The sequence below is a fragment of the Methanobrevibacter sp. genome (genome assembly GCF_045112895.1).
GTDB lineage: Archaea > Methanobacteriota > Methanobacteria > Methanobacteriales > Methanobacteriaceae > Methanocatella.
The window spans coordinates 1-21,342 of the sequence record NZ_JBGUIH010000055.1; the positions used below are offsets into that span (position 1 = coordinate 1).

Annotated in this window: 21 protein-coding genes and 1 pseudogene; 15 read left to right on the plus strand and 7 right to left on the minus strand. The window is 34.5% G+C overall.

Annotated features, from left to right (window positions below; translation table 11 throughout):
• Positions 1-552 (minus strand): annotated as a pseudogene (locus tag ACJMLD_RS09025) (methyl-coenzyme M reductase subunit beta); the annotation flags it as partial.
• Positions 553-1,037: 485 nt separating this feature from the next.
• Between ACJMLD_RS09025 and mmp10 the strand changes: the two are divergent.
• Positions 1,038-2,282, plus strand: a complete 1,245-nt coding sequence (mmp10, locus tag ACJMLD_RS09030; RefSeq protein WP_405270697.1) for a methyl coenzyme M reductase-arginine methyltransferase Mmp10 — start codon at positions 1,038-1,040, stop codon at positions 2,280-2,282.
• Positions 2,283-2,295: 13 nt separating this feature from the next.
• Here the strand turns inward: mmp10 and ACJMLD_RS09035 are convergent, their stop codons facing one another.
• The gene (locus ACJMLD_RS09035) at positions 2,296-3,219 is read right to left on the minus strand and encodes a methanogenesis marker 7 protein (RefSeq protein ID WP_405270699.1); all 924 of its coding nucleotides are present in this window, start codon (positions 3,217-3,219) and stop codon (positions 2,296-2,298) included.
• Between the two features lie 53 nt (positions 3,220-3,272).
• Positions 3,273-3,791: a hypothetical protein gene (locus tag ACJMLD_RS09040; RefSeq protein WP_405270701.1), complete on the minus strand. Its 519-nt coding sequence runs from the start codon at positions 3,789-3,791 to the stop codon at positions 3,273-3,275.
• Positions 3,792-3,830: 39 nt separating this feature from the next.
• Here ACJMLD_RS09040 and comB point away from each other — a divergent pair, with 39 nt between their 5' ends.
• The 5 genes from comB to ACJMLD_RS09065 all read left to right on the plus strand — a co-directional run bounded on the left by comB (position 3,831) and on the right by ACJMLD_RS09065 (position 8,324).
• On the plus strand, positions 3,831-4,520 hold the full coding sequence (comB, locus tag ACJMLD_RS09045) for a 2-phosphosulfolactate phosphatase (protein WP_405270703.1): 690 nt from the start codon (positions 3,831-3,833) through the stop codon (positions 4,518-4,520).
• Between the two features lie 63 nt (positions 4,521-4,583).
• Positions 4,584-5,753: a TraB/GumN family protein gene (locus ACJMLD_RS09050; protein WP_405270705.1), complete on the plus strand. Its 1,170-nt coding sequence runs from the start codon at positions 4,584-4,586 to the stop codon at positions 5,751-5,753.
• A gap of 70 nt (positions 5,754-5,823) precedes the next feature.
• Positions 5,824-6,036 (plus strand): DUF1922 domain-containing protein, encoded by a 213-nt coding sequence (locus tag ACJMLD_RS09055; protein WP_405270707.1) that lies wholly within the window; start codon positions 5,824-5,826, stop codon positions 6,034-6,036.
• Between the two features lie 22 nt (positions 6,037-6,058).
• A complete protein-coding gene (locus ACJMLD_RS09060; protein WP_405270709.1) occupies positions 6,059-7,378 on the plus strand; it encodes a hemolysin family protein in 1,320 nt (439 codons plus the stop codon).
• A 1-nt stretch (position 7,379) separates the two neighbouring features.
• Positions 7,380-8,324 carry a calcium/sodium antiporter gene (locus ACJMLD_RS09065; protein WP_405270711.1) on the plus strand — a complete coding sequence of 315 codons (945 nt, stop codon included), beginning with the start codon at positions 7,380-7,382 and terminating at the stop codon, positions 8,322-8,324.
• Between the two features lie 53 nt (positions 8,325-8,377).
• On the opposite strand, the gene sstT is transcribed toward ACJMLD_RS09065, so the two are convergent.
• The gene (gene sstT, locus ACJMLD_RS09070; protein WP_405270713.1) at positions 8,378-9,619 is read right to left on the minus strand and encodes a serine/threonine transporter SstT; all 1,242 of its coding nucleotides are present in this window, start codon (positions 9,617-9,619) and stop codon (positions 8,378-8,380) included.
• A gap of 22 nt (positions 9,620-9,641) precedes the next feature.
• Positions 9,642-10,496 (minus strand): TIGR00269 family protein, encoded by an 855-nt coding sequence (locus tag ACJMLD_RS09075; RefSeq protein WP_405270715.1) that lies wholly within the window; start codon positions 10,494-10,496, stop codon positions 9,642-9,644.
• 50 nt (positions 10,497-10,546) lie between these two features.
• On the opposite strand from ACJMLD_RS09075, the gene ACJMLD_RS09080 reads away from it, so the two are divergent.
• Entirely contained in the window at positions 10,547-10,852 is a 306-nt protein-coding gene (locus ACJMLD_RS09080) for an MTH1187 family thiamine-binding protein (protein WP_405270717.1), read from the plus strand.
• Between the two features lie 17 nt (positions 10,853-10,869).
• Here ACJMLD_RS09080 and ACJMLD_RS09085 read toward each other — a convergent pair whose 3' ends face one another.
• A complete protein-coding gene (locus tag ACJMLD_RS09085) occupies positions 10,870-11,976 on the minus strand; it encodes a DegT/DnrJ/EryC1/StrS family aminotransferase (RefSeq protein ID WP_405270719.1) in 1,107 nt (368 codons plus the stop codon).
• A 108-nt stretch (positions 11,977-12,084) separates the two neighbouring features.
• On the opposite strand from ACJMLD_RS09085, the gene ACJMLD_RS09090 reads away from it, so the two are divergent.
• From ACJMLD_RS09090 to cofG, 5 genes are all read left to right on the plus strand, one after another.
• On the plus strand, positions 12,085-13,245 hold the full coding sequence (locus ACJMLD_RS09090) for a tRNA (guanine(10)-N(2))-dimethyltransferase (RefSeq protein WP_405270721.1): 1,161 nt from the start codon (positions 12,085-12,087) through the stop codon (positions 13,243-13,245).
• Positions 13,246-13,492: 247 nt separating this feature from the next.
• Complete coding sequence (locus tag ACJMLD_RS09095; protein ID WP_405270723.1) at positions 13,493-13,969, plus strand: Lrp/AsnC family transcriptional regulator; 477 nt, start codon at positions 13,493-13,495, stop codon at positions 13,967-13,969.
• A gap of 207 nt (positions 13,970-14,176) precedes the next feature.
• Positions 14,177-15,118: a GTP cyclohydrolase MptA gene (gene mptA, locus ACJMLD_RS09100; RefSeq protein WP_405270725.1), complete on the plus strand. Its 942-nt coding sequence runs from the start codon at positions 14,177-14,179 to the stop codon at positions 15,116-15,118.
• A gap of 11 nt (positions 15,119-15,129) precedes the next feature.
• Positions 15,130-15,570 carry a DUF2120 family protein gene (locus ACJMLD_RS09105; protein ID WP_405270727.1) on the plus strand — a complete coding sequence of 147 codons (441 nt, stop codon included), beginning with the start codon at positions 15,130-15,132 and terminating at the stop codon, positions 15,568-15,570.
• A gap of 2 nt (positions 15,571-15,572) precedes the next feature.
• Positions 15,573-16,673, plus strand: coding sequence for a 7,8-didemethyl-8-hydroxy-5-deazariboflavin synthase subunit CofG (cofG, locus tag ACJMLD_RS09110; RefSeq protein WP_405270729.1), 1,101 nt, complete (start codon positions 15,573-15,575; stop codon positions 16,671-16,673).
• Here cofG and ACJMLD_RS09115 read toward each other — a convergent pair.
• Positions 16,651-17,379, minus strand: coding sequence for a class I SAM-dependent methyltransferase (locus ACJMLD_RS09115; RefSeq protein ID WP_405270731.1), 729 nt, complete (start codon positions 17,377-17,379; stop codon positions 16,651-16,653). The genes cofG and ACJMLD_RS09115 overlap by 23 nt on opposite strands.
• Positions 17,380-17,562: 183 nt before the next feature.
• Between ACJMLD_RS09115 and psmB the strand changes: the two genes are divergently transcribed.
• The 3 genes from psmB to purM all read left to right on the plus strand — a co-directional run bounded on the left by psmB (position 17,563) and on the right by purM (position 21,331).
• Positions 17,563-18,177 (plus strand): archaeal proteasome endopeptidase complex subunit beta, encoded by a 615-nt coding sequence (psmB, locus tag ACJMLD_RS09120; RefSeq protein ID WP_405270733.1) that lies wholly within the window; start codon positions 17,563-17,565, stop codon positions 18,175-18,177.
• A 131-nt stretch (positions 18,178-18,308) separates the two neighbouring features.
• Complete coding sequence (locus ACJMLD_RS09125) at positions 18,309-20,222, plus strand: beta-CASP ribonuclease aCPSF1 (protein WP_405270736.1); 1,914 nt, start codon at positions 18,309-18,311, stop codon at positions 20,220-20,222.
• Between the two features lie 89 nt (positions 20,223-20,311).
• Entirely contained in the window at positions 20,312-21,331 is a 1,020-nt protein-coding gene (gene purM, locus ACJMLD_RS09130; protein ID WP_405270738.1) for a phosphoribosylformylglycinamidine cyclo-ligase, read from the plus strand.
• The last annotated feature ends 11 nt before the right edge of the window (positions 21,332-21,342 follow it).

The window sequence follows — 21,342 nt, forward strand, 5'->3', positions numbered from 1 at the left end:
TTTTTGTGGAATGTCTAACATGGTTGCAATGTTAGATCCTTTGTAGTCTACAGATTGTGGGTATCTACCTAATACTGCAGCTTTTACGAAGTTTGCATCGTAAATGTCAACGTCACAAATGTCAATAACAGATTGTACTAAAGCTGAAGCGGTTGATAATGGAGCTGCGGAGTATTCAGCACCAACATCGATTCTTCTGGTTGGTACTTGTACTAATAACCTTTTTCCTCCGGAAATAGGTGTTACAACAGTATCGTCGCCTTCAGATACTTGGATAATACCTTTCATTTTGTCTGCGATTGCTTCTGCGTTGTCAACAATAGCGAGATCTAATTCTCTTCCTAAAATTCTAGATTTGTCTCCACCAACAGATGCTGTTTTAACGGATTTTTCGAGTCCTTCTAAGTTTACTGCAACGGTTCTTTTAACACCTTTAACAATTTTTTGGATTGCAGGGTTCCTAAGTGGACTGATAGCTTCGATTGGTACGTCAGATGCAATTTCGTTGCCTCTATCATCGAATAAATCGATTTTATCATCAAACTTTGCCATTTTTTCCCTCCTAAATAAATAGAGTTTAACTAATATACCGCTCTCAATGGTAATTTTACCAAATCGAGCATATAGCTACAAAGCAAGTCTTTGCAATAGCCAGCCATATGGTATACAAATTTTATTTTATAAAAGATATAATATAAAGATTACCTATGAGATATTTTAGAAAACTTTATAAAGTATAATAAAACATTTTTTATTTAAGAAAAAGAAAGTAAAAAGTATTACTTTTTATCTCTTTTTAAAATACACTTTTTTTAATTAAACTCATTTATTGATAAATAAAATTAAAAATATTTTATTTAAAAAATTTATTAAATAAATTAACGAAAAAACACCAGTTAAAACAAAATTTAAGCGAAAATAAAAAATTATTACTTTTAACCTTTATAGTAATAAATAATACTAAAAGTAATACAAAGATTTAGAAAAAAAATAATGCTCAATTTATAAATAAAATGAAATAAAAAATAATTAATGTTATGCAACTTGTAGCTGATGTTGGAGGAATACCTGGAAAAGATTGTAACGGTTTTTGCAAATACTGTTACTTCAGAAAGGTAAAGGAAATTAAAAGTTTTGGCTGTGCACATTGTCTTCCCAACAAAATAGGCTGTGAAAGATGCAGTAAAGGGATAAGCGAAACTCAAGGTGCATTTAAATCACCTTTTGAAGTAATGAACGAAGTTCAGACTGCACTGATGATGAATATGCGCAGAGGAGATATAAGCGCATATATAAGTGGTGGAGGAGATATAAGCTGCTATCCTTATCTTGAAACATTAACGGCCAATTTAAATCAATTTTCAATACCTTCAATATTAGGGTACACATGCGGAAAGGGCATTTCAGACAGCGACATGGCTACGAGATTAATAAATAATGGCGTTAACGAAGTTTCATTTACTGTTTTTTCATCTGATCCCAAACTTAGAAGAGAATGGGTAAAAGACAAACATCCGGAAGAAGCTCTGGAAGCCTGCAAAATATTTTGTGAAAACATTAAATTAACTGGAGCTGCAGTAATCATTCCAGGGGTGAATGATGGTGATGTTTTGCGTGAAACCTGCAATACCCTAGAAGAGTGGGGTGCAAAAGGGATGCTTTTAATGAGATTTGGAAATACATTTAATGAAGGACTCATTTTAGGCAATGAACCAATACTTAAAGGCATTGAATCCCAACCTGTCGAAGAATTTGCAGAGCTCGTTCGCCAAATCAATTCAGAATACAAATTCAGAGTCAGCGGAACACCATTGTGCGATCCTGAAACTGGCGGTCCTTTTGCAATAGCGAAAGATGAAAACGAAATATTTTTGCAATTCATTAAACCTATAACAGGTGAAGCAACACTAATCACGTCCAAAATTGCTGAACCGTTCATTTCTAAAATATTCAACAAATTAGAAGCCAACAGCGTTAATGTCGTTGCAGTTGAAAAGGAAATAGCCTGCTTGATTACAAAGGAAGATTTGGAAAAGCTTGATTTGAGCGAAATAAAGCAAGCGGTAATCATCCCCGGAAGGGCATTTGTGCATCAGCTTGATGCCGAGAGAATCTTAAGTGCTGACGGGCTTGAAAGAATCGTCGGCAGAGGACCTGACACATTAAGTGTAGACGGGGAACTGAGCATAGACATGACCGATGAAAACGTTATAGAAAGAGAGCTGGAGCAATTTAACGATTTAGTGGATGCCATCAATTTCTTCGGAATGAGATTGCTTTAAAAAAAAAAGAAGATTAGTCAGAATCCTCAACAAGAGAACTCTCACTATTAATTTTTACCAGGATATAATCATACATGAATGATTTTTTTATCTCAGCAAGCTCGGATAATTTTTTGCCGTCAATAACCACATTGGCTATGACATCCGCATAATCATCATAATTTAATTTTACGCGCACTCCATCCAATTGAGAGGTTACTGGTGCTGGAGAAATAACATCCTTAATTTCTCTGACTTGGTTTTCAATTGCATTTTTTACAACAATGGACGGAACTAATGGTGCATCAAGAGCCATCTCACGTTTTTTCTCGTTCAAAATCCTTTCAGTGGTTTCAACCAATCTGTCAAGTGCACGTACATCAGGACCTCTTCTCAATCTTCTTGGGATTCTGCCGAGGTCTCCCACATATGCATCTGCACCCGGAAGCTCTTCAATAGGAATTTCTGGAGCACCAGTTACGATAACTGGAATATCAATATCATCATATAAGAAAGCTTTTTCCTTAATACAATTTTCAAAACTGCCTAATGCAAAAATAGCAATGTCATGCTCTTCAATTAGGCTTTTTTCTTCTTCGGTAATTCCAGAAGTGCCTTTACCGTCACCACGGGCAAGACCAATCATGTTGTCCTTTGCACCATATTCACGCAAATATTCTGAAATGTCACATGCAGCATGAGGCAAATGGTGTCTTGCAAGTGTTGGTGAGACAATAGCTATTTCTGAACCTGCCATAGGTGCAATGGATATTTTTCCCAAAAGTTCTTCAGCTTTCTTTTCAATTTTGTCAACATCCTCCAAAGGAACCGCGATATTCAAAACCAGTTCCATTTGTTGAATGCTGTCTTGAAGAATGAATCCTCCTAAATCCTCAATTAGTTCTCTAATTTCTTCACTTTTGTGAACTCCACCAGTAAATGTTAATGTTTCATACATATTAACAACTCTTTTAAAAATGCAATTATATGATATTAGTTTTCAATATTTAATTATATTAAATTTTCTAAAAGCGAATATCGCATCTCAATTTTTTCGAATGGGTTTTTTGAAATGCTGTTGTGTGAAGGTATTTCAACCAAATTATCTGTTTCAATTACTTTATCTTTCAAATAATCGGGGAAAATCACATAATCAAAGTTTTCACCGACTATATTGAAACCCATATCCAAAACGATATCCTTTAGGAAATTGGAGTATACTTTGACATCGATATCCCTTTTGAAATCTGAATTCAAGTACTTCTTGCACATTTCAAAATCATCGAAAAATGCGGTTACATCCTCATCAAACAGGTCATTTTCGACTATTTCGGCTACTTTTTTTATGCTTTCAAAGACTTGGGATGGAGTATTTATCTTAATGGGCAAGCTGTTCATCTTGACTTTGCTTTCAGATAACAGAATGGCCAAATCGCCCTCTTCCTCATCAGGATTCTTATTTACAATATAATCGGAAACTCCTGCCAATCTTACAATTTCTTCACACATCGGCGTTGTGATAATCTTCATGATATAAATTATATATTAACATTGAATATAAATTAATTCATGAAAATGACATTGAGTTTTGAGGAAAGTGAAAGTTCGGATGTTTCCATAATGGTTGATGCGCTTAGAGCCAGCACTACAATCACGCTTGCATTAAACAATTTTGAAAAAATAATTCCATGCTTTACTCCTGAAGAAGCATTTAAATTAAAAGATGCGTTTGGGGGAGTAATTGCCGGCGAAAGGAATGGAAAAAAAATCGAAGGATGTGATTTAGGCAATTCTCCATCAGCACTTAAAGATTATGAAACTGCAGAAGAAATCCTTATTTTAACCACAACCAACGGCACCAGAATTTTGGAGAATATGCAATCGACGGTTCTTGTAGGATCAATGGTAAATGCAAAAAGCGTAGCGTCTAAAAGTGTTGAACTGGCACAAAATCACATTGATGTCGTGATGGCCGGAGTCAAAGGCCAATTTGCAATAGAGGATTATCTGGCCGCCGGTGAGATTCTATACTGGATAAAAAGCAAATCAAATGATTGTGAGATAAGCGAATATGCTCAAACAGCAATTTTGGCAACAAGAGACTATGAATCCTTAAAAGAATCATTTTTGAACTCAAGAACTGCAAAGAGATTGACCGAGCTGGGTTACGGCAGTGACGTTGAACTATGCTGCCTGAAAAACATCACAGAAAATGTTGCGATTTATGAAAACCATCAATTGAGACTTATAAAAGATTAAGTTTATATATTTTCATTTAATAATAATATTAGATAACATAATTTACAAAGAAGTGTTTTTTTAATGAGAAGAGAATGTTTAACAATAATCGGTACGGCTCATGTATCTGAAGAAAGCGTTAATGAAGTCAAAGATGCTATTTATGAACAGCACCCTGACGTAGTGGCTATTGAACTTGATAGAGGCAGATACACAAAGATAAAAAAGCAAATGATGGGCATTGAAGATGACGAACCCATATCCGTTACTCGAATAATTAAGGAAAATAAGGTAGGATTGTTCTTTACAAGCACCCTTCTCGGATACTTCCAATCCAAAATTGGAGCTGATGTGGATGTTGCACCCGGTTCTGAGATGATTGGCGCTATTGAAGCTAGCGAAGATTTGCAAATTCCGATTGCGCTTATCGATAGAGACATAAATACCACATTGCAAAGAGCTTTAAATAAAATGGGCTTCATGGAAAAGGCCAAATTTGCATATGGACTGCTTCTTTCAATTTTTGGATTTGATGATGAGGAGGAAGACATCGATATTGAGGAGCTGAAAAATCCGGAAAACCTGGATGATTTAATGGAAATGTTTAAAGATGAAGCTCCAAGCGTTTATGAAGTCCTTGTACATGAAAGGGATGCATATCTTGCAGGTAGATTGATGCAACTTCCATATGACAAAGTAGTTGCAGTTGTGGGCGCAGGGCACAAGCCTGGAATTGAGAGATACTTGGACAATCCCGAATCATTGCCTAATCTAAGGGAATTGGAAAAGATTGATGAAAAAAATGGAATTCCATGGGCGAAAATAATTTTAGCAATGATTCCAATATTATTTGTGGTGATATTTTTTCTGGCTTATTTTAATGGGATAAACATAACAGGAAACATCTATGAATTCATCGTGATTAGTATGGTAATGGGTTTTATCGGATCCATTCTTTCCGGTTCAAAAATTCAATCCGCAATAGTTGGAGGATTGGTTGCTCCATTAACAATAATTCATCCATTGCTTGCCGCCGGATGGTTTTCAGGACTAACTGAAGCTAAATACAGAAAAGTAAGGCAAAGTGACATCAAGAACTTAACCAAAATTGAAAGTCTAAGGGACTTATGGGAAAATAATATATTTAGGATATTATTAGTGGTGATTGGAACAAATTTGGGAGTCAGCATTGCGACTTTGGTGATATTGCCTTCCCAAGTTTTCATACCTTTATTTATGCAAATTTTTGGTTGAATAGCAATTAATTATAAATAATATATTGATAATATTATAATTACTATTAATTCTAAATGGAAAAATAATCATGTATCTTATATTTCGTTGCGACTGTGGACGTGCATTATATGCAAAAGAAGGAGTGGCTACACGCAAATGTGTGTGTGGAAAAACACTGAAAGTTAAATCAAGAAGAATCTTTCAAAAAGTGGCTACAAGGGAAGAAGCATCTTTAGCTGTCCAAGAGATGCAAAATAAGATATATGGAAACACTGACTTTATACAGGCCAGTGATTTATAATATTTTTAATGGTTTGTTAGAAATGATTGGAACGACACTTGAAATAATCATAATATTAATTTTAATTATCCTTACAGGATATTTGTCAATGGCAGAACTTGCCGTTGTATCTATAAGAAAAGCAAAAATGCAAAAATACTTAGAAGACGGGAATAAGAATGCGCAAATTGTTTTTGATTTGTTAGAAGACCCAAATGAATTTTTATCTACTGTGCAAATTGGAATTTCACTTATTGGTGTCTTAACTGGGGCCTTCGGTGGAGTAACATTAGCAAAACCGCTTTCTAACTTAATCTCATTTATCCCATACAGTGAACCAATTAGCGTAGCTATAGTTGTTATTGTCACTACTTATCTGACTTTGGTTATCGGAGAAATCGTGCCTAAGGTAATTGCTTTAAACGACCCTGAGAGAATCGCCCTTAAAGTTGCTAAAAGCATGGTAGTCCTTGAAAGAGTTTCAAAACCTGTTAGTTTCATACTTGCAAAATCAAGCAGATTCCTTCTATGGTTGCTCAGAATCGAAGATAAAAGCGATGATGTTGTTACCGAAGAGGAAATTACATTAATGATTAAAGAAGGAAGAGAGGACGGAACTATAGAAAAAGAAGAGGAAGACATTATTAAAAGGGTTTTCAAACTTGACGACCAAAAAGTTGAAAGTATTATGACCCCTCGTAATGAAATCATTTGGATTGACCTTGAAGACGATAGGGACATAAATAAGGTTAAGATTATTGAAAGTAAAAGGTCAATTTTCCCAATAGCAAAAGGAGAATTAGATGACTTCATTGGAGTAGTTCAAGCAAAGGACATTCTTTCTGTAATGTTTACTGATGAAGAGTTTGATGTTTATAAAATCGTGAAAGAACCTTTAGTGGTATCAGAGCACTTAGAAACATTAGAATTATTGAAAGAATTCAAAGAAAACCAAGAATATGTTCACATGTCTCTTGTTGTTGATGAATTTGGAAGTGTTGAAGGTTTAATCACATTAAACGATTTGCTTGAAGGTATTGTGGGAGATATTCCAGGAATTGATGAAGAGGATGAGCCAGAAGCTGTCCAAAGGGAAGACGGCACCTGGTTAATTGATGGAAGATACCCTATTGATAAATTCAAAAAATTGTTTGACTTTAAAGATTCCTTGCCTGATGAAGAGGAAGATAACTATACCACATTAGCCGGATTTATTCTCAGTATAAGTGGAACTATTCCAGATGAGGAAGATAAATATGAATGTGGTAGATTTATCTTTGAGATTATTGATATTGATGGTCACCAAATTGATAAAGTCCTTGTTACTGATTTAGGACCTCAAGAAGAAATTAAAGAGGAATAATATGGATGCTGGAATAATTATTCAAGTTGTTTTATTGCTTGTTGGATTTGTATTCTTGATTAAAGGATCTGACTTTTTTGTTGATGGGGCCAGCAGTATTGCATCTCTATTGAAAATTCCAACAATCATTGTTGGTTTGACAATCGTTGCACTTGGAACCAGTGCTCCTGAAGCGGCCGTATCTATTACTTCATCCTTGACTGGCAGCAATGCATTGGCTGTCAGTAATGTTATAGGTAGTAATCTCTTTAACATGTTAATGGTAATTGGTATAGCGGCATTATTAAGTAACTTATTGATGGAAAAAAGTGTTTTGGAAAAGGATTTGCCATTCCTTGTTGGAATTACCGTATTATGGGCGGTTTTCATAATAATCGGATGGGACATAACAAACATTGAAGGGATAATATTACTCATAATTCTAATAGCTTACATTTTCTATTTAGTTCGCGATGCTAGAAAATCAAGTGAAGCGGCAGAAGTTGAAGAACCGAAATTTACACTGCCAAAAAGTATAATTTTCATACTTGTAGGTCTTGCAGGAATTATAATCGGTGGAGATTTAGTTGTTGACAGTGCTTCAGCTATAGCAATAGCCCTTGGAATGAGTGAAACATTAGTAGGTTTGACCATTGTGGCGATCGGCACATCTTTACCTGAACTTGTGACATCAATCACCGCTTTAAAGAAAGGGGAAAATCAGCTGGTCATAGGAAATGTTATCGGATCAAACATCTTCAACATTCTATTCGTGCTTGGTGCGAGCAGTGCCATAAGTGCAATACCTCTCGACTCAAGTTTATTGATAGACGTTCTCTTTATGCTAGGCGTTACAATACTATGTTTCATATTCGGTAAAACACAAGAAAAATATGATAAAAGGGAAGGAGCCATTTTAGTTGCATTATTTATTGCATATATGGTCTTCGCAATTTTGAGAAATTAATTTTTTTAACGAAACCATCATCTTACCTTAATTTTTTTAATAATACCCAATTATTATTTTTTAGCGAATTCACCCATATAATTTACAGGTTCACCATTTTTTGCCCTATTATAATATTCTACAGTTGAAGTAAACAGAACGTCGCATGCGGAATTAAGTGCGGTTTCACAGGAATCCTGAATAATGCTTATTACAAATCCAACAGCAACAGCCTGCATAGACACATCAGGACTAATTCCAAATATTGAACAGGCCATAGGTATGAGCAATAAAGATCCTCCAACAACACCTGAAGCACCACATGCAGCCAATGTAGAAATAAAACATAAAACAATAGCAATCGGCAGTGAAACGGATATTCCAAGAGTGTGGCAGGTTACAAGAGTCATGACTGTAATGGTGATAGCGGCACCATTTGTGTTGATTGTAGAACCTAATGGTATGCTAACGGAAAAGAAATCCTTTTCAAGACCAAGTCTCTCGCATAGATGCATATTAATTGGAATATTCGCTGCAGAACTTCTTGAAAAAAATGCGGTGACTCCACTTTCTCTAAAACATGTCAATACCAATGGATAAGGATTGCGCCTTAAAAACAAGAATGATATAAATGGATTGACAATAAACCCAACAACTGCCATACAAATAACAATCAAAAATATTAATTGGCCATATTGTGAGAAGATGCTTAGGCCATTTTCAGAAACGGCTGTGAAAACCAAACCCAAAACACCTATTGGTGCAAACTGAATAATAATGCCAACAACTTTTGTTAAAGCATCAGAGATATCTTCTATAACGTCTTTTGTTGTATCGTTTGCAACCATTCTCAAAGCAAATCCGATGATGACAGACCAAAATAAAATGCTAAGATATTCTCCTTCAGATAGAGATTTTATTGGATTTGAAAAAATACTCAAAACCATATCATATAATATCTCTCCAAGCCCTCCTGGAGCGGCGGCATTGCTAACAGAGGAGAAGTGAATGTTTATCGGATAAAAATAACAAGCAATTACAGCCACCATTGCCGCAATAAAATTCGTTGCTAAGAATATTATAATAATCATTCCATATTTAGAGCCAATCCCTGATTTTGCTTTAGAAATAGCTGAAGCCACTAAAATAAAAACTAAAATCGGGGCAATAGCTTTAAGAGCTTCTACAAATATTTCTCCTGGAAATCCAATAATGGACCATTCATGAACAATAATCCCTAAAATCGCACCAATGATCACTCCTATTAAAATCTTAAGAATAAAGCTGGATTCCGTCCATTTATTTATAATATCCAATTTGATATCCCCTTAAATTCCATCACTCATTGGAATTAATTAATTCCTTTAGTTCACAGGCCTTGCAAACGTTTGATGAAGTTGGTTCGCCGCAGACTTCACATTCATTAAGGCTTGTGGATATGTCATTTTCAAATGTCAATATCTTTTTAAATGATTCCATCACGTTATTCTTTACACCAGGATATTGATCTTCACTGACATTTAAAAATTCTTTAATTTTAGCTCTTAAGGATAGATGAGAATAAGGACACTCATCCAAATGAATATCAATACCATTTAACACAGCCCACATTCCCACCTCCTTTTCAGGAGTGTTCCATAACGGTTTAATCCTTGGAACCAATTTTGGATGGATAACATCAAGTTCCGGGCCGAATTTTGAGAATTTAATGGTATCTCCCCTTGCAAAACTCATCAAGAATGATTGGATTTCATCGTCTAAGTTGTGGCCAGTAGCTATTTTTTTAGCCCCTAACTCATAAGCGGTTTTATTTAAAATATTCCTTCTGAAAACACCACATGGAATGCAGGCACTTTTAAAATCCTGATAAATGTCATCTAAGGCGAAACCTTCCTCATCTTTAAAGGATTTCTGGACAAGTTCTACATTTAAATCATTGGCATTTTTGATGGCAGAGTCAATGCCATGTTGCCTGTAGCCTTCAATGCCTTCATCAACGCTGATGGCAACCAAATCAAAATCCAGAAAATTTTGATAATTCTTCAGTGCGTGCAATGTCAAAACGCTATCCTTGCCGCCGGATAGTGCAACCGCTATCAATTCCCCTTCCTTGATTAGTTCATAATCGTGAATTAAATTATTGATTCTTGCAAAAATATGCTCATTAAATTCATCTTTGTTTAATTTTACCATTACAAATTGATTTATAGAAAGTTAAATAAATAATTTTACCAGGTGAAAAAATGATAACATGTGATTTTGCAATATTGCCTGTCGGAACTGAAACCACTGAATGTAAAGATTACGTAACTGCTGCTGTCCAATCAATAAAAGATTCAGGTTTGAACTATCAATTGACTGGAATGGGAACTCAAATTGAGGCAGATAATCTGGAAGAACTTTATTCTGCAATAGCTGCCGCCCAAGAATCCATTTTTGAACTTGGAATCGGCAGAGTTTATACTGTAATAAAAATAGATGACAGAAGAGATTTGGAAAACAGGACTTTAAACGCTAAAGTTGATACAGTAGAAAAAATGTTAAAATAAAAAAAGAAAGTTAGAATTTAATCTAACTTGTTGGATGCTGTCTTTACAGCACAAATCACTCTATCTAAATCTTCTTTTGTAAGTGAAGGATGCACTGGAAGAGAAATAACATTGTCCGCTGCAAGTTCTGCATTTGGACAACCCCCATCAATTCCTAACGCTTTATAAATTGGCTGATTGTATAATGGAATTGGATAATGAATACCAGTTCCTACACCACAATCATTAATAATATCTACCCAATCATCCCTATTGCCTTTTTCAACTCTAATTGTGTATTGGTGATATACATGTTTTGCCTTATCAGCACAATGAGGAGTAACTACACCGTCAACATCCTTTAAGCCATCATTTAAATAAGCTGCATTTCTAATTCTTTTATTGTTAAATTCATCAATTTTATCTAATTGGGCAAGACCGATTGCAGCTGAAATATCTGTCATCCTAAAATTATAACCAATTTCATCGTGATGATATCTTACACTAGCACCATGAGCTCTAAACATCTTTGCATTATCGGCCAAATCCTCATCATTAGTTGTGATTATTCCTCCTTCAGAAGTTGTCATGTTTTTTGTTGGATAAAAACTGAAACAGGACATGTCACCTAAGGTACCGACATTTTCACCATCAAATTCAGCACCATGAGCCTGTGCCGCATCTTCAATGACAATCAAACCATGCCTTTCGGCAATTTCATTGATTTTTTCCATATCTGCTGATTGACCATATAACTGAACTGGCAAAATAGCTTTGGTATTTTCAGTAATCAATGCTTCAATTGAATTTGGATCCATTGTATAAGTATCTAGGTTAATATCGGCAAAGACTGGTTTAGCGCCAGTATATAAGATTGAATTTCCGCTTGCAATAAAAGTAAATGGAGTTGTAATGACTTCATCACCTTCGCCAATACCGCAGGAGAGCAATGCGACATGTAATGCAGCTGTTCCTGAATTTACAGCAATGGCATAATCTGCCCCAATCCATTCAGCATATTTTTCTTCAAATTCTGCTACTTTTGGCCCTTGAGCAATCATTCCTGATTTTAGAACCTCAACTACATTTTCAATTTCTTCTTCTCCGATTATTGGTTTTGCAATAGGGACTTTAATATTTGACATATTCATCACCAATTTATAAAATTAATTAAATTTCTTATACTAATATTTAAATCTAATAATATTTAAAACATTACTTAACAAAATAAAAAGAATTAAGAGTGAGAATTAATGGATGAATATAAAATTAAAAGTATTGAAGAAGGACTGACAAAAATAGAATTTCCGGAATTTGATAAAATTTCATCTGATGCACCCGTATTTTATAACCCTCACATGGAATTAAATAGAGATTTATCAATACTTGCAATCCAGGTATTCCAAAAAGAACAAGATAGAGAAATTGATATATGCGACTTGTTTGGCGGCAGCGGAATTCGTGGAATTCGTTATAAAAATGAAATAGATGGCGTTGGAGAAGTCTCCATTAATGACATAAGCGAATTGGCCAACCAATATGAAAAGCATAACATTGAACTGAACAATTTAGAAGATATTGAAGTTTACCAGCATGATGCAAGCATGTTTTTAAGGATGAAGCGTGGAGAATTTGATGTAATCGACATCGATCCGTTTGGAACACCTTCACCATTCCTAGATTCGGCAGGATATTGCGCTCGCAGAAATTCCCTGTTATGCGTTACTGCAACTGACACTTCCGCATTATGCGGAACCTATAAAGAGCCATGCATTCGCAAATATAATGCAAAACCCTATAAAAGCGAATATTGTCATGAAACAGGCATTAGAATCTTAGCCGGTTTTGTTGCACTCACCCTTGCAAAATATGCAAAATGCATTGAAGTAAAATTATCCCACAGCACTGAACATTATATGAGATTATACCTGGAAATTAAAAAAGGCTCACAAAAAACAGACAAATCTTTAAACAATATCGGTTATATCAGCCATTGTAAAAATTGTTTGCATAGACAAACAGCCGAAGGTCTAGCAAGCCCAATTGAAGATGTATGTCCCGTTTGTGGCGAAAAGCTAATCCACGCCGGACCATTATGGTTAGGAGATATCCAGAATAAAGAATTCATCCAAAAAATGATTGATGAATCATCAAATAAAAAGATTAACAGTGAAAAAGAAGCCTTAAAGTTATTGAACAAATGTCTGGACGAATCTGATGCCCCTGCAACATTCTTCGACATCCACGCAATATGCAAATCTTTAAAGATTAGTGCGCCTAAATTTGATTTGATTATAAATCAAATGAAAAAAGAAGGATTTATCGCAATAAAAACACATTATAACCCTTTAGGGATTAAAACTAATGCAAATATTAAGGATATTCAAAAAATTATTGTAGGATTAACAGAATAATTCTAATTTTTTTAAAACAATTCAAATAATTTAATAAAATGTTAAAACCATACGCAAATAAAAAGATTTTTCACATATGTTGGGGAAATTTATTAAAAAGATTTATGAAAAAATGAGTTCTATTGTTAATTTTCTAAAAAAAAATAAAAAAAAATAAATAAAATACAAAAACTTTTAAATATTATGAAAAAGTTACTATATGATATAAAGGTTAATCCATTAACCCAATTAATGAGAGGAGACGAATATGGTAAAAACAAAAGACAATGTTATAAAGTTAGACGATACTGATATAAACATTCTTAAGATAATCAATGAAGATGTAAGAACCTCTTATAGGCAAATATCTCGCAGTTTAGACGTATCTGTAGGTACTGTTCATAATCGTATCGATAAAATGGTCAAATCTGGGGTTATCAAAAAGTTCTCACCAATTATAGACCATGAAAAATTAGGATTTGTTTTAACTACAATCATCGGTGTAAGAGTTAAAGGTGGAAAACTCAAAAATTGGGAAGAAAAAACATTCTTTAATAAAAATGTAGTTGGTATCTACGACGTTACCGGCGAATACGATGCATTTTTAATTGCAAAATTCAGAAACACAAATGAATTAAATGCATTTATTAAAGAACTATTAAAAGATCCAATCATAGAAAGAACTTACACCCAAACAGTCTTAGACGTGATTAAAGAAGATATGGGCTCTTCAAACATCTTATAATTCTAAAAGTAGTTTTATACAAACTACTTATCCTTTTACTTTTTAACTAACATTTTTCTAAATTTTAAACAACTTTTTTTAATTTTATATATGAAAAATGATTTTCCAAGTAATAATTTTCTTACGAAATGAAATAAATTTACATTTAAATATATAAATAAAAAGAAACAAAAAATAATAATATTTAATTAAATAGAGGTTATGAAATTGGCAGTTTGCTTACCCGATACTCAAGACGATGCTCCAAGCATACCTATAAAATTAACAAGAGTGGGCGTGACTGGAGTTAAGAAGTTATTACAACTAGAAAGAACAAATAAAAGACCAATAATATTGTTACCTACATTTGATGCATTTGTAGACTTGCCAAATGATCAAAAAGGGGTACACATGTCTAGGAACCCGGAAGCAATTAGTGAAGTTCTCGAAACTGTTGCTAAAGATTCTACAGTAGACATCGAATCATTATGTGCAAAAATTGTTGAAAAAATGATGACCAAACATGAATATGCAAAACGCGTTGAAATATCAATGACAACCGACTTCATGTTCATGAAAGAGTCACCAGTAACTAAAAACAAGACTCAAGAAATGGCTAAGCTAATAGCTAAAGCCATTGGAGTAAGAGATGATGATGGCACTATTGATATTAGAAAAAGCATTGGCGCCGAAGTTATTGGTATGACTGTTTGTCCTTGTGCACAGGAGTCTGTTAAAGAATCTGATAAAAACAAATTATTAGAATTTTTAGATGAAGAGACTACACAAAAAGTTTTAGATACTGTTACTTTTGCATCCCATAACCAAAGGGGAGTTGGAACATTATTGATTGAAGTTCCTGAACATAGCATTATCAAAGCTGAAGATTTGATTGACATTATCGAAAGTTCCATGAGCTCACCAGTTTGTGAGTTACTTAAAAGGCCTGATGAAAATGCAACCGTTATGAATGCGCACAGAAAACCAGTTTTTGTTGAAGATTGTGTTAGAAACATGATGGAGAAAATTGCAAACAAATATTCTGATTTGCCTGATGACGTCCTAATTACAGCACGTCAAGAAAATCAGGAAAGTATTCACAGGCACAATGCATTTGCTGAAAAGGTAACTACCTTAGGCGAACTTAAAGAAGAATTAAATATTGAATAGGATTTGATTTAATGAGAAAAACCTATGAAATAGCGGGACAAGTAATGGGATTTTTTGATTCATTCAAAGGATCCAGGCCTGCAATCGATAATGAAAAAATCTTAATTGTAAGAGGAAGATCAAGAACTGTTATTCCACTTAATGAGTTTGAATCTAAACTTAGTGAAATCGGAGAGATTCTTGGTGGAACTGAGCTAGAAGCAACTTCAGAAAAAGTAGCTAAAATCCTAAAATCTGGAGATAAACATATCAAAGAAAGTGAAAGAACAACCGGATCCGTTGACGAACATGGTTTCATCAGAATGAAAGAGGAACTTGAATCAATGGGGCTTGTTGTCGGATATAAAATATTCGAACTTCCAAGTTTTGATGTTGTTATCGCCATATGGGAAGACAAAAATGAGATTCCTCCACTTTATGTGGAAGTTACTGTTTCTGAACGTGAAGGTTAAAAATGCCGTCAAATTTAACAAAAGAAGATATTCTCCACATATTAAATGCTACGGATAGTGAAATAATAAATTATATGTCACAAACTGTGCAATATAGGGAGAATAATCTTATTACTTATTCTAAAAACGTATTCATACCGTTGACTGAGATTTGCAGGAATGATTGTGGATACTGTAATTTTAAAAAGAATCCCGATGATCCCGAAGCAATTATTCTCAAGACCAAAGAGGAAATATTGGAAAGCCTAAAGGAAGCGGAACAATATGGCTGCAAAGAAGCGCTTTTTACTTTTGGCGAGGATGCTGATGAGGAAGAAATCGTTCGTTTGAAATTGGCCGAATATGGCTACGATTCGATGATTGATTACATTGTTGACATCTGTCAGATGACACTAGATGAAACAACATTGCTGCCCCACACCAATGGCGGAAACTTTAGCTTTGATGATTTAAAAAGGCTAAAAGAAGTCAATGCATCATTGGGACTTATGCTTGAAAATTCATCCCATAGACTAATGGAATTGCCTGCACATAAAAAAAGTCCGGGTAAAAATCCCAAGTTGAGATTGGAAACCATTTCAAATGCGGGTAAACTTAAAATTCCATATACTACAGGCATTCTAATTGGTATCGGCGAAACAAAAGAGGAAGTGGCTGAATCATTATTAGCCATTAGAGAACTTTATGATAATTATGGTCATATTCAAGAGGTAATCATTCAAAATTTCACACCAATACCTGGAATTGAAATGGAAAATTGGCCCGAACCCACTTTTTTAGACATGGTTAGGACAGTTATAGCCGGAACATTGCTATTTGGAGATACCGATGTTAGTATCCAAGTCCCGCCTAACCTAAACAATGATACTGCCCAGATATTTTTATTGTGTGGTGCAGATGACTGGGGCGGAGTTTCACCAGTAAGTCCTGATTACGTGAACATAACATCCCCTTGGCCGGGCATTGATGAACTTGAGAAATTGACAATTGATGCAGGATTTGAATTGATTGAAAGGCTATGCGTGTATGAAAAGTACATTAACGATGAATGGTTGAATGACACCCTTCTGGAAAAAATAGCTAATTTATCCGAGCATCAATGACGACATGCTCTACACCTGGAGCATATTTCTTTATTTTATTTATTTTAAGCAACTCCACATCTCGCCCGCCAGCTTGTGAAATAATCCTCTCAATTGGTCGTGTGTCAATTAGCTTTTCGGGCACCGTTTCATGATAATGCAGAATTCCCCCTTCGTTTAGACTGTCGATTGCCACTTTCAGGTAATGATGAGTTGTCTTGACATAACCCATAACAATGCGATCCGCTTTAAAGTTAGGGGTTTCAACCATGCAATCCCCTAAAATTGGAGTTACATTATTTAATTTGTTCAACTTGACATTATCACATAAAAAATTATAGGAATTAGGATTTATTTCAATGGAAACTACTTCTTTCGCATTTGAGTGGACACCGATAGGAATGGAAAAATAACCGATGCCAGCAAACATGTCAATGACAGTTTCATCATCATTAACTAGCTTTGCAATCCTTAATCTCTCATTATTATTTCCTTTTGACCACATTACTTTTGCCAGGTCTAATTTAAACAGACATCCGTTTTCTTTATGAATAGTTTCAGTTTCACTGCCATAAAGAATCTTGTAAACGGGCTCCCTTTTGGTCCCTTGGATGTGGTCTATTTTCATTATGGTCTTTACATTATGTCTTTTAGACAAATCCTCAAAATCATCGTATGAGTCATCTTTATCCAAAATAAGAATGTCGCCAATTTTTTTATATTTCATTTGTTCACCATCAAAAGAAAACTTTATATATGCAAATAGCTAATATTAATATTGTTAGTTTATACTAATTATTGATTCTGATTTTAAATAAAATTAATTAACTAAATTAGTTTATATTTTGTTATATTAACCTATGAGTAGTTGAAATTAGATATTTTAAATACTTATATGAGGTGTATTTAAATGGATGAAAAAATACTAGAAGGTACAACCACCGTTGGAATCACTTGTAAAGACGGAGTTGTATTTGCAAGCGAAAGAAGAGCTAGTATGGGAAACCTTGTAGCTCATAAAGTTGCAGAAAAAATATTTAAAATTGACGATCACATCGTAACAACCATTGCTGGTTCTGTTGGAGATGCACAAAGTTTAATGAAAGTTATTGAAGCTGAAGTGTCATTATATCAAATGAGAAACAATGATTCAATCAGTGTCAAAGCTGCAGCATCATTAACTGCAAACATCCTACGTTCCGGACCAATGTATGTTCAAACATTGCTTGGCGGAATGGACGGAGACAAACCATCTCTTTACTCATTAGACGCAGCAGGTGGTATGATTGAAGACACTTACATCTCAACTGGATCAGGTTCTATCGTAGCTTACGGAGTTCTTGAAGACAGATTCAGAGATGATTTGACAACTGACGAAGGAATTGAAATAGCTATAAGAGCTATCAGAGCTGCTGCTGAACGTGACACATATTCCGGCAATGGATATTTGGTTGCTAAAGTGGACAAAGACGGCTTTGAAATGTTAGATAATGAAAAAGTAAAAGAGATTTTGGATAAATTATAAGCAAAACTAATTTTTCATAACTAACTATTTTTTATATAAAATGTGTAGATAGTTTATGAAATTTTACTAATTATAGCTAAAAGCTTTTCATAAACTATTATAATTACACAAACTTTTTTTGAAGGGATTATATGACTTCAGATATTTTAGATGGAATTAAAAAAGAGATTTTGCAAAAACTACCTAATGAAATTCAGGTTTCGAAAGTTGAATTTGAAGGGCCTGAAGTAGTAGTTTATACCAAAAATCCGGAAATTATAACAGAAAACGGTGATTTAATAAGATCACTTGCAAAAGATTTAAGAAAGAGGATAATCATTAGATCTGACAAAAGCGCTTTACTCGAACCGGAAGAAACAATAAACAAGATTCATGAAATCGTTCCGGAAGGTGCTGAAATTACAGACATTTATTTTGATACAGTTACCTGTGAAGTGGTTATTACAGCTAAAAAACCAGGACTTGTTATTGGAAAATATGGTGTTACCTCAAGAAATATAGTTAAAAATACTGGATGGGCACCTAAAATCCTAAGAACCCCACCAATAAGTTCCGACATTATTGGAAAAATTAGAACAATCCAAAAAAATAACAGTAAAGACAGAAAAAAAATGTTGCAACGTCTTGGAAAACAAATCCACCAGGGAAGCAAATACCCAAATGACTGGGCAAGAGTTACCTCAATGGGCGGATTTAAGGAAGTTGGACGTTCATCCATGCTTTTACAAACACCTAACAGTCGCGTATTATTAGATTGTGGTGTTAATGTCGCTGCATCAGATAATAAAACTGCATTCCCTTATTTGAATGCACCTGAATTTTCAATTGAAGAATTGGATGCAGTCATTATTTCTCACGCTCATTTAGATCATTGCGGATTTGTACCATACCTCTACCATTACGGATACGACGGTCCTATTTATTGTACAACTCCAACTAGAGATTTGACAACTCTTTTACAATTTGATCACTTAGATATTGCTCACAGAGAAGGGAATCCTCTCCCATTTACTTCAAAACATGTTAAAGAAGCCATTAAACATACCATAACATTAGATTATGGTGAAGTAACTGACATTTCCCCGGATATAAGATTGACTTTGCATAATGCAGGACATATCCTCGGTTCAGCAATCTCCCATATGCACATTGGAGACGGAGCTCACAACCTGGTATATACCGGAGATTTCAAATATGAACCTTCCAGATTATTGGAACCTGCAACCATTCGTTTCCCACGTGCCGAGACAGTGATTATGGAAAGTACTTATGGTGGAAAGGAAGATGTTCAACCTTCAAGAAACAATGCTGAAAAAGAAATGATGAAAACCATCTATAGAACACTTAAACGTGGAGGAAAAGTGTTGGTTCCGGTATTTGCCGTAGGAAGAGCGCAAGAACTCATGGTCGTTTTAGAAGAATATATGAGACATGGATTAATTGAAGAAGTGCCAATATTCATCGACGGAATGATTTGGGAAGCAACTGCAATCCATACTGCAAGGCCAGAATACTTGAGTAAGGATTTAAGAGACCAAATATTCCACATGGGCAGAAACCCATTCGTCTCAGAAATGTTTGAAAAAGTTCAAAATTACGATCAAAGAAAAGAAATTGTTGAAAGCAGACAACCAGCAATCATCTTATCAACTTCTGGTATGTTGACCGGTGGAAACTCTGTTGAATACTTCAAATGGCTATGTGAAGATGAAAGAAATACATTAATCTTTGTAGGATATCAATCTGAAGGTTCCATGGGAAGAAGAGTGCAAAAAGGTTGGAAGGAAATTCCTCTTGAAGATGACGACGGAAGAACAAGGGTATTCAATGTAAAAATGGACGTTAAAACCATTAATGGTTTCAGTGGACATTCAAACAGAAGACAATTAATGGAATACGTGAAAAGACTTAATCCAAGACCTGAAAAAGTCATTACATGTCACGGAGATCCTTATAAGACCGTAGACCTTGCATCTTCAATTCATAGAAGTTATAAAATTGAGACTAAAACTCCAATTAATTTAGATTGCGTGAGGATACATTAATAATTAAATACTAATTAAAACAAAGTAATACTAGAAAAATGTTGTAAATATCACAATATTATATTATTTTTAAAACAATGGGTGTAAAAATGGTTACTTATTCAGAATCCGGTGTGGATATTGATTTAGAAGCTGTTACTGTTTCAAAATTAGCAGATAAACTTAAATCAACATTAGAATGTAGAGATATTATTACTGACAGTGGTCATTATGCTGCTTTAGTAAAATTAGGTGATAAAGCTATTGCAATGAGTACTGATGGTGTAGGAAGTAAAATTTTAATTGCTGAAATGATGAACAAATACGATACTGTAGGTATTGATTGCATTGCTATGGTAGTTAATGACATTCTGTGTGTCGGAGCCGAACCAATAGCTTTAGTTGATTATCTTGCCGTTGAAAAACCTGACCCTGAGAGAGCTGCTGAAATTGCTGAAGGTCTTGTTAAAGGAGCTAATGAATCAAGAATTGCAATTATTGGAGGAGAAACCGCATCACTTCCAGGAATCATCAAAGATTTTGACCTTGCGGGAACAGGTATTGGATTTGTTGATATTGATAAAATCATTACAGGTGAAAATATTCAGCCTGGAAATGTTTTAATCGGTATCGAAAGTAATGGAATTCATTCCAACGGATACAGTTTAGCTAGAAAAGCATTGTTTGATGATGCAGGTTATACTGTGAATGATAAAATGCCTAACGGCGAAACCACAATTGGAGAAGAGTTAATTAGACCAACTGAACTTTACGTTAAACCTATTGTTGCACTATTTGAAAAAGAATATAATATTAATGGTCTTGCACATATTACCGGAGGGGGTTTCACCAACCTTAGACGTTTGAAAAAAGGCATTGGTTATAACATTACTGACCTTCCGGAAGTTCCGGAAATATTCAAACTTATTTACGAACAAAATGTTGACATCAAAGAAATGTACAGAGTTTTCAATATGGGTGTTGGCTTTGTTGTTATCTGTGATGAAAGTGAAGCAGATAAAATAATGGAAACTTTAAATGAATATTGCAGCTGTCAAATCATCGGTACCGTAACTGATGATGAAAAAATCACAGTCAAAGCATTTGAAGGATCTGAAATTGAATACTGATTTAATTAACT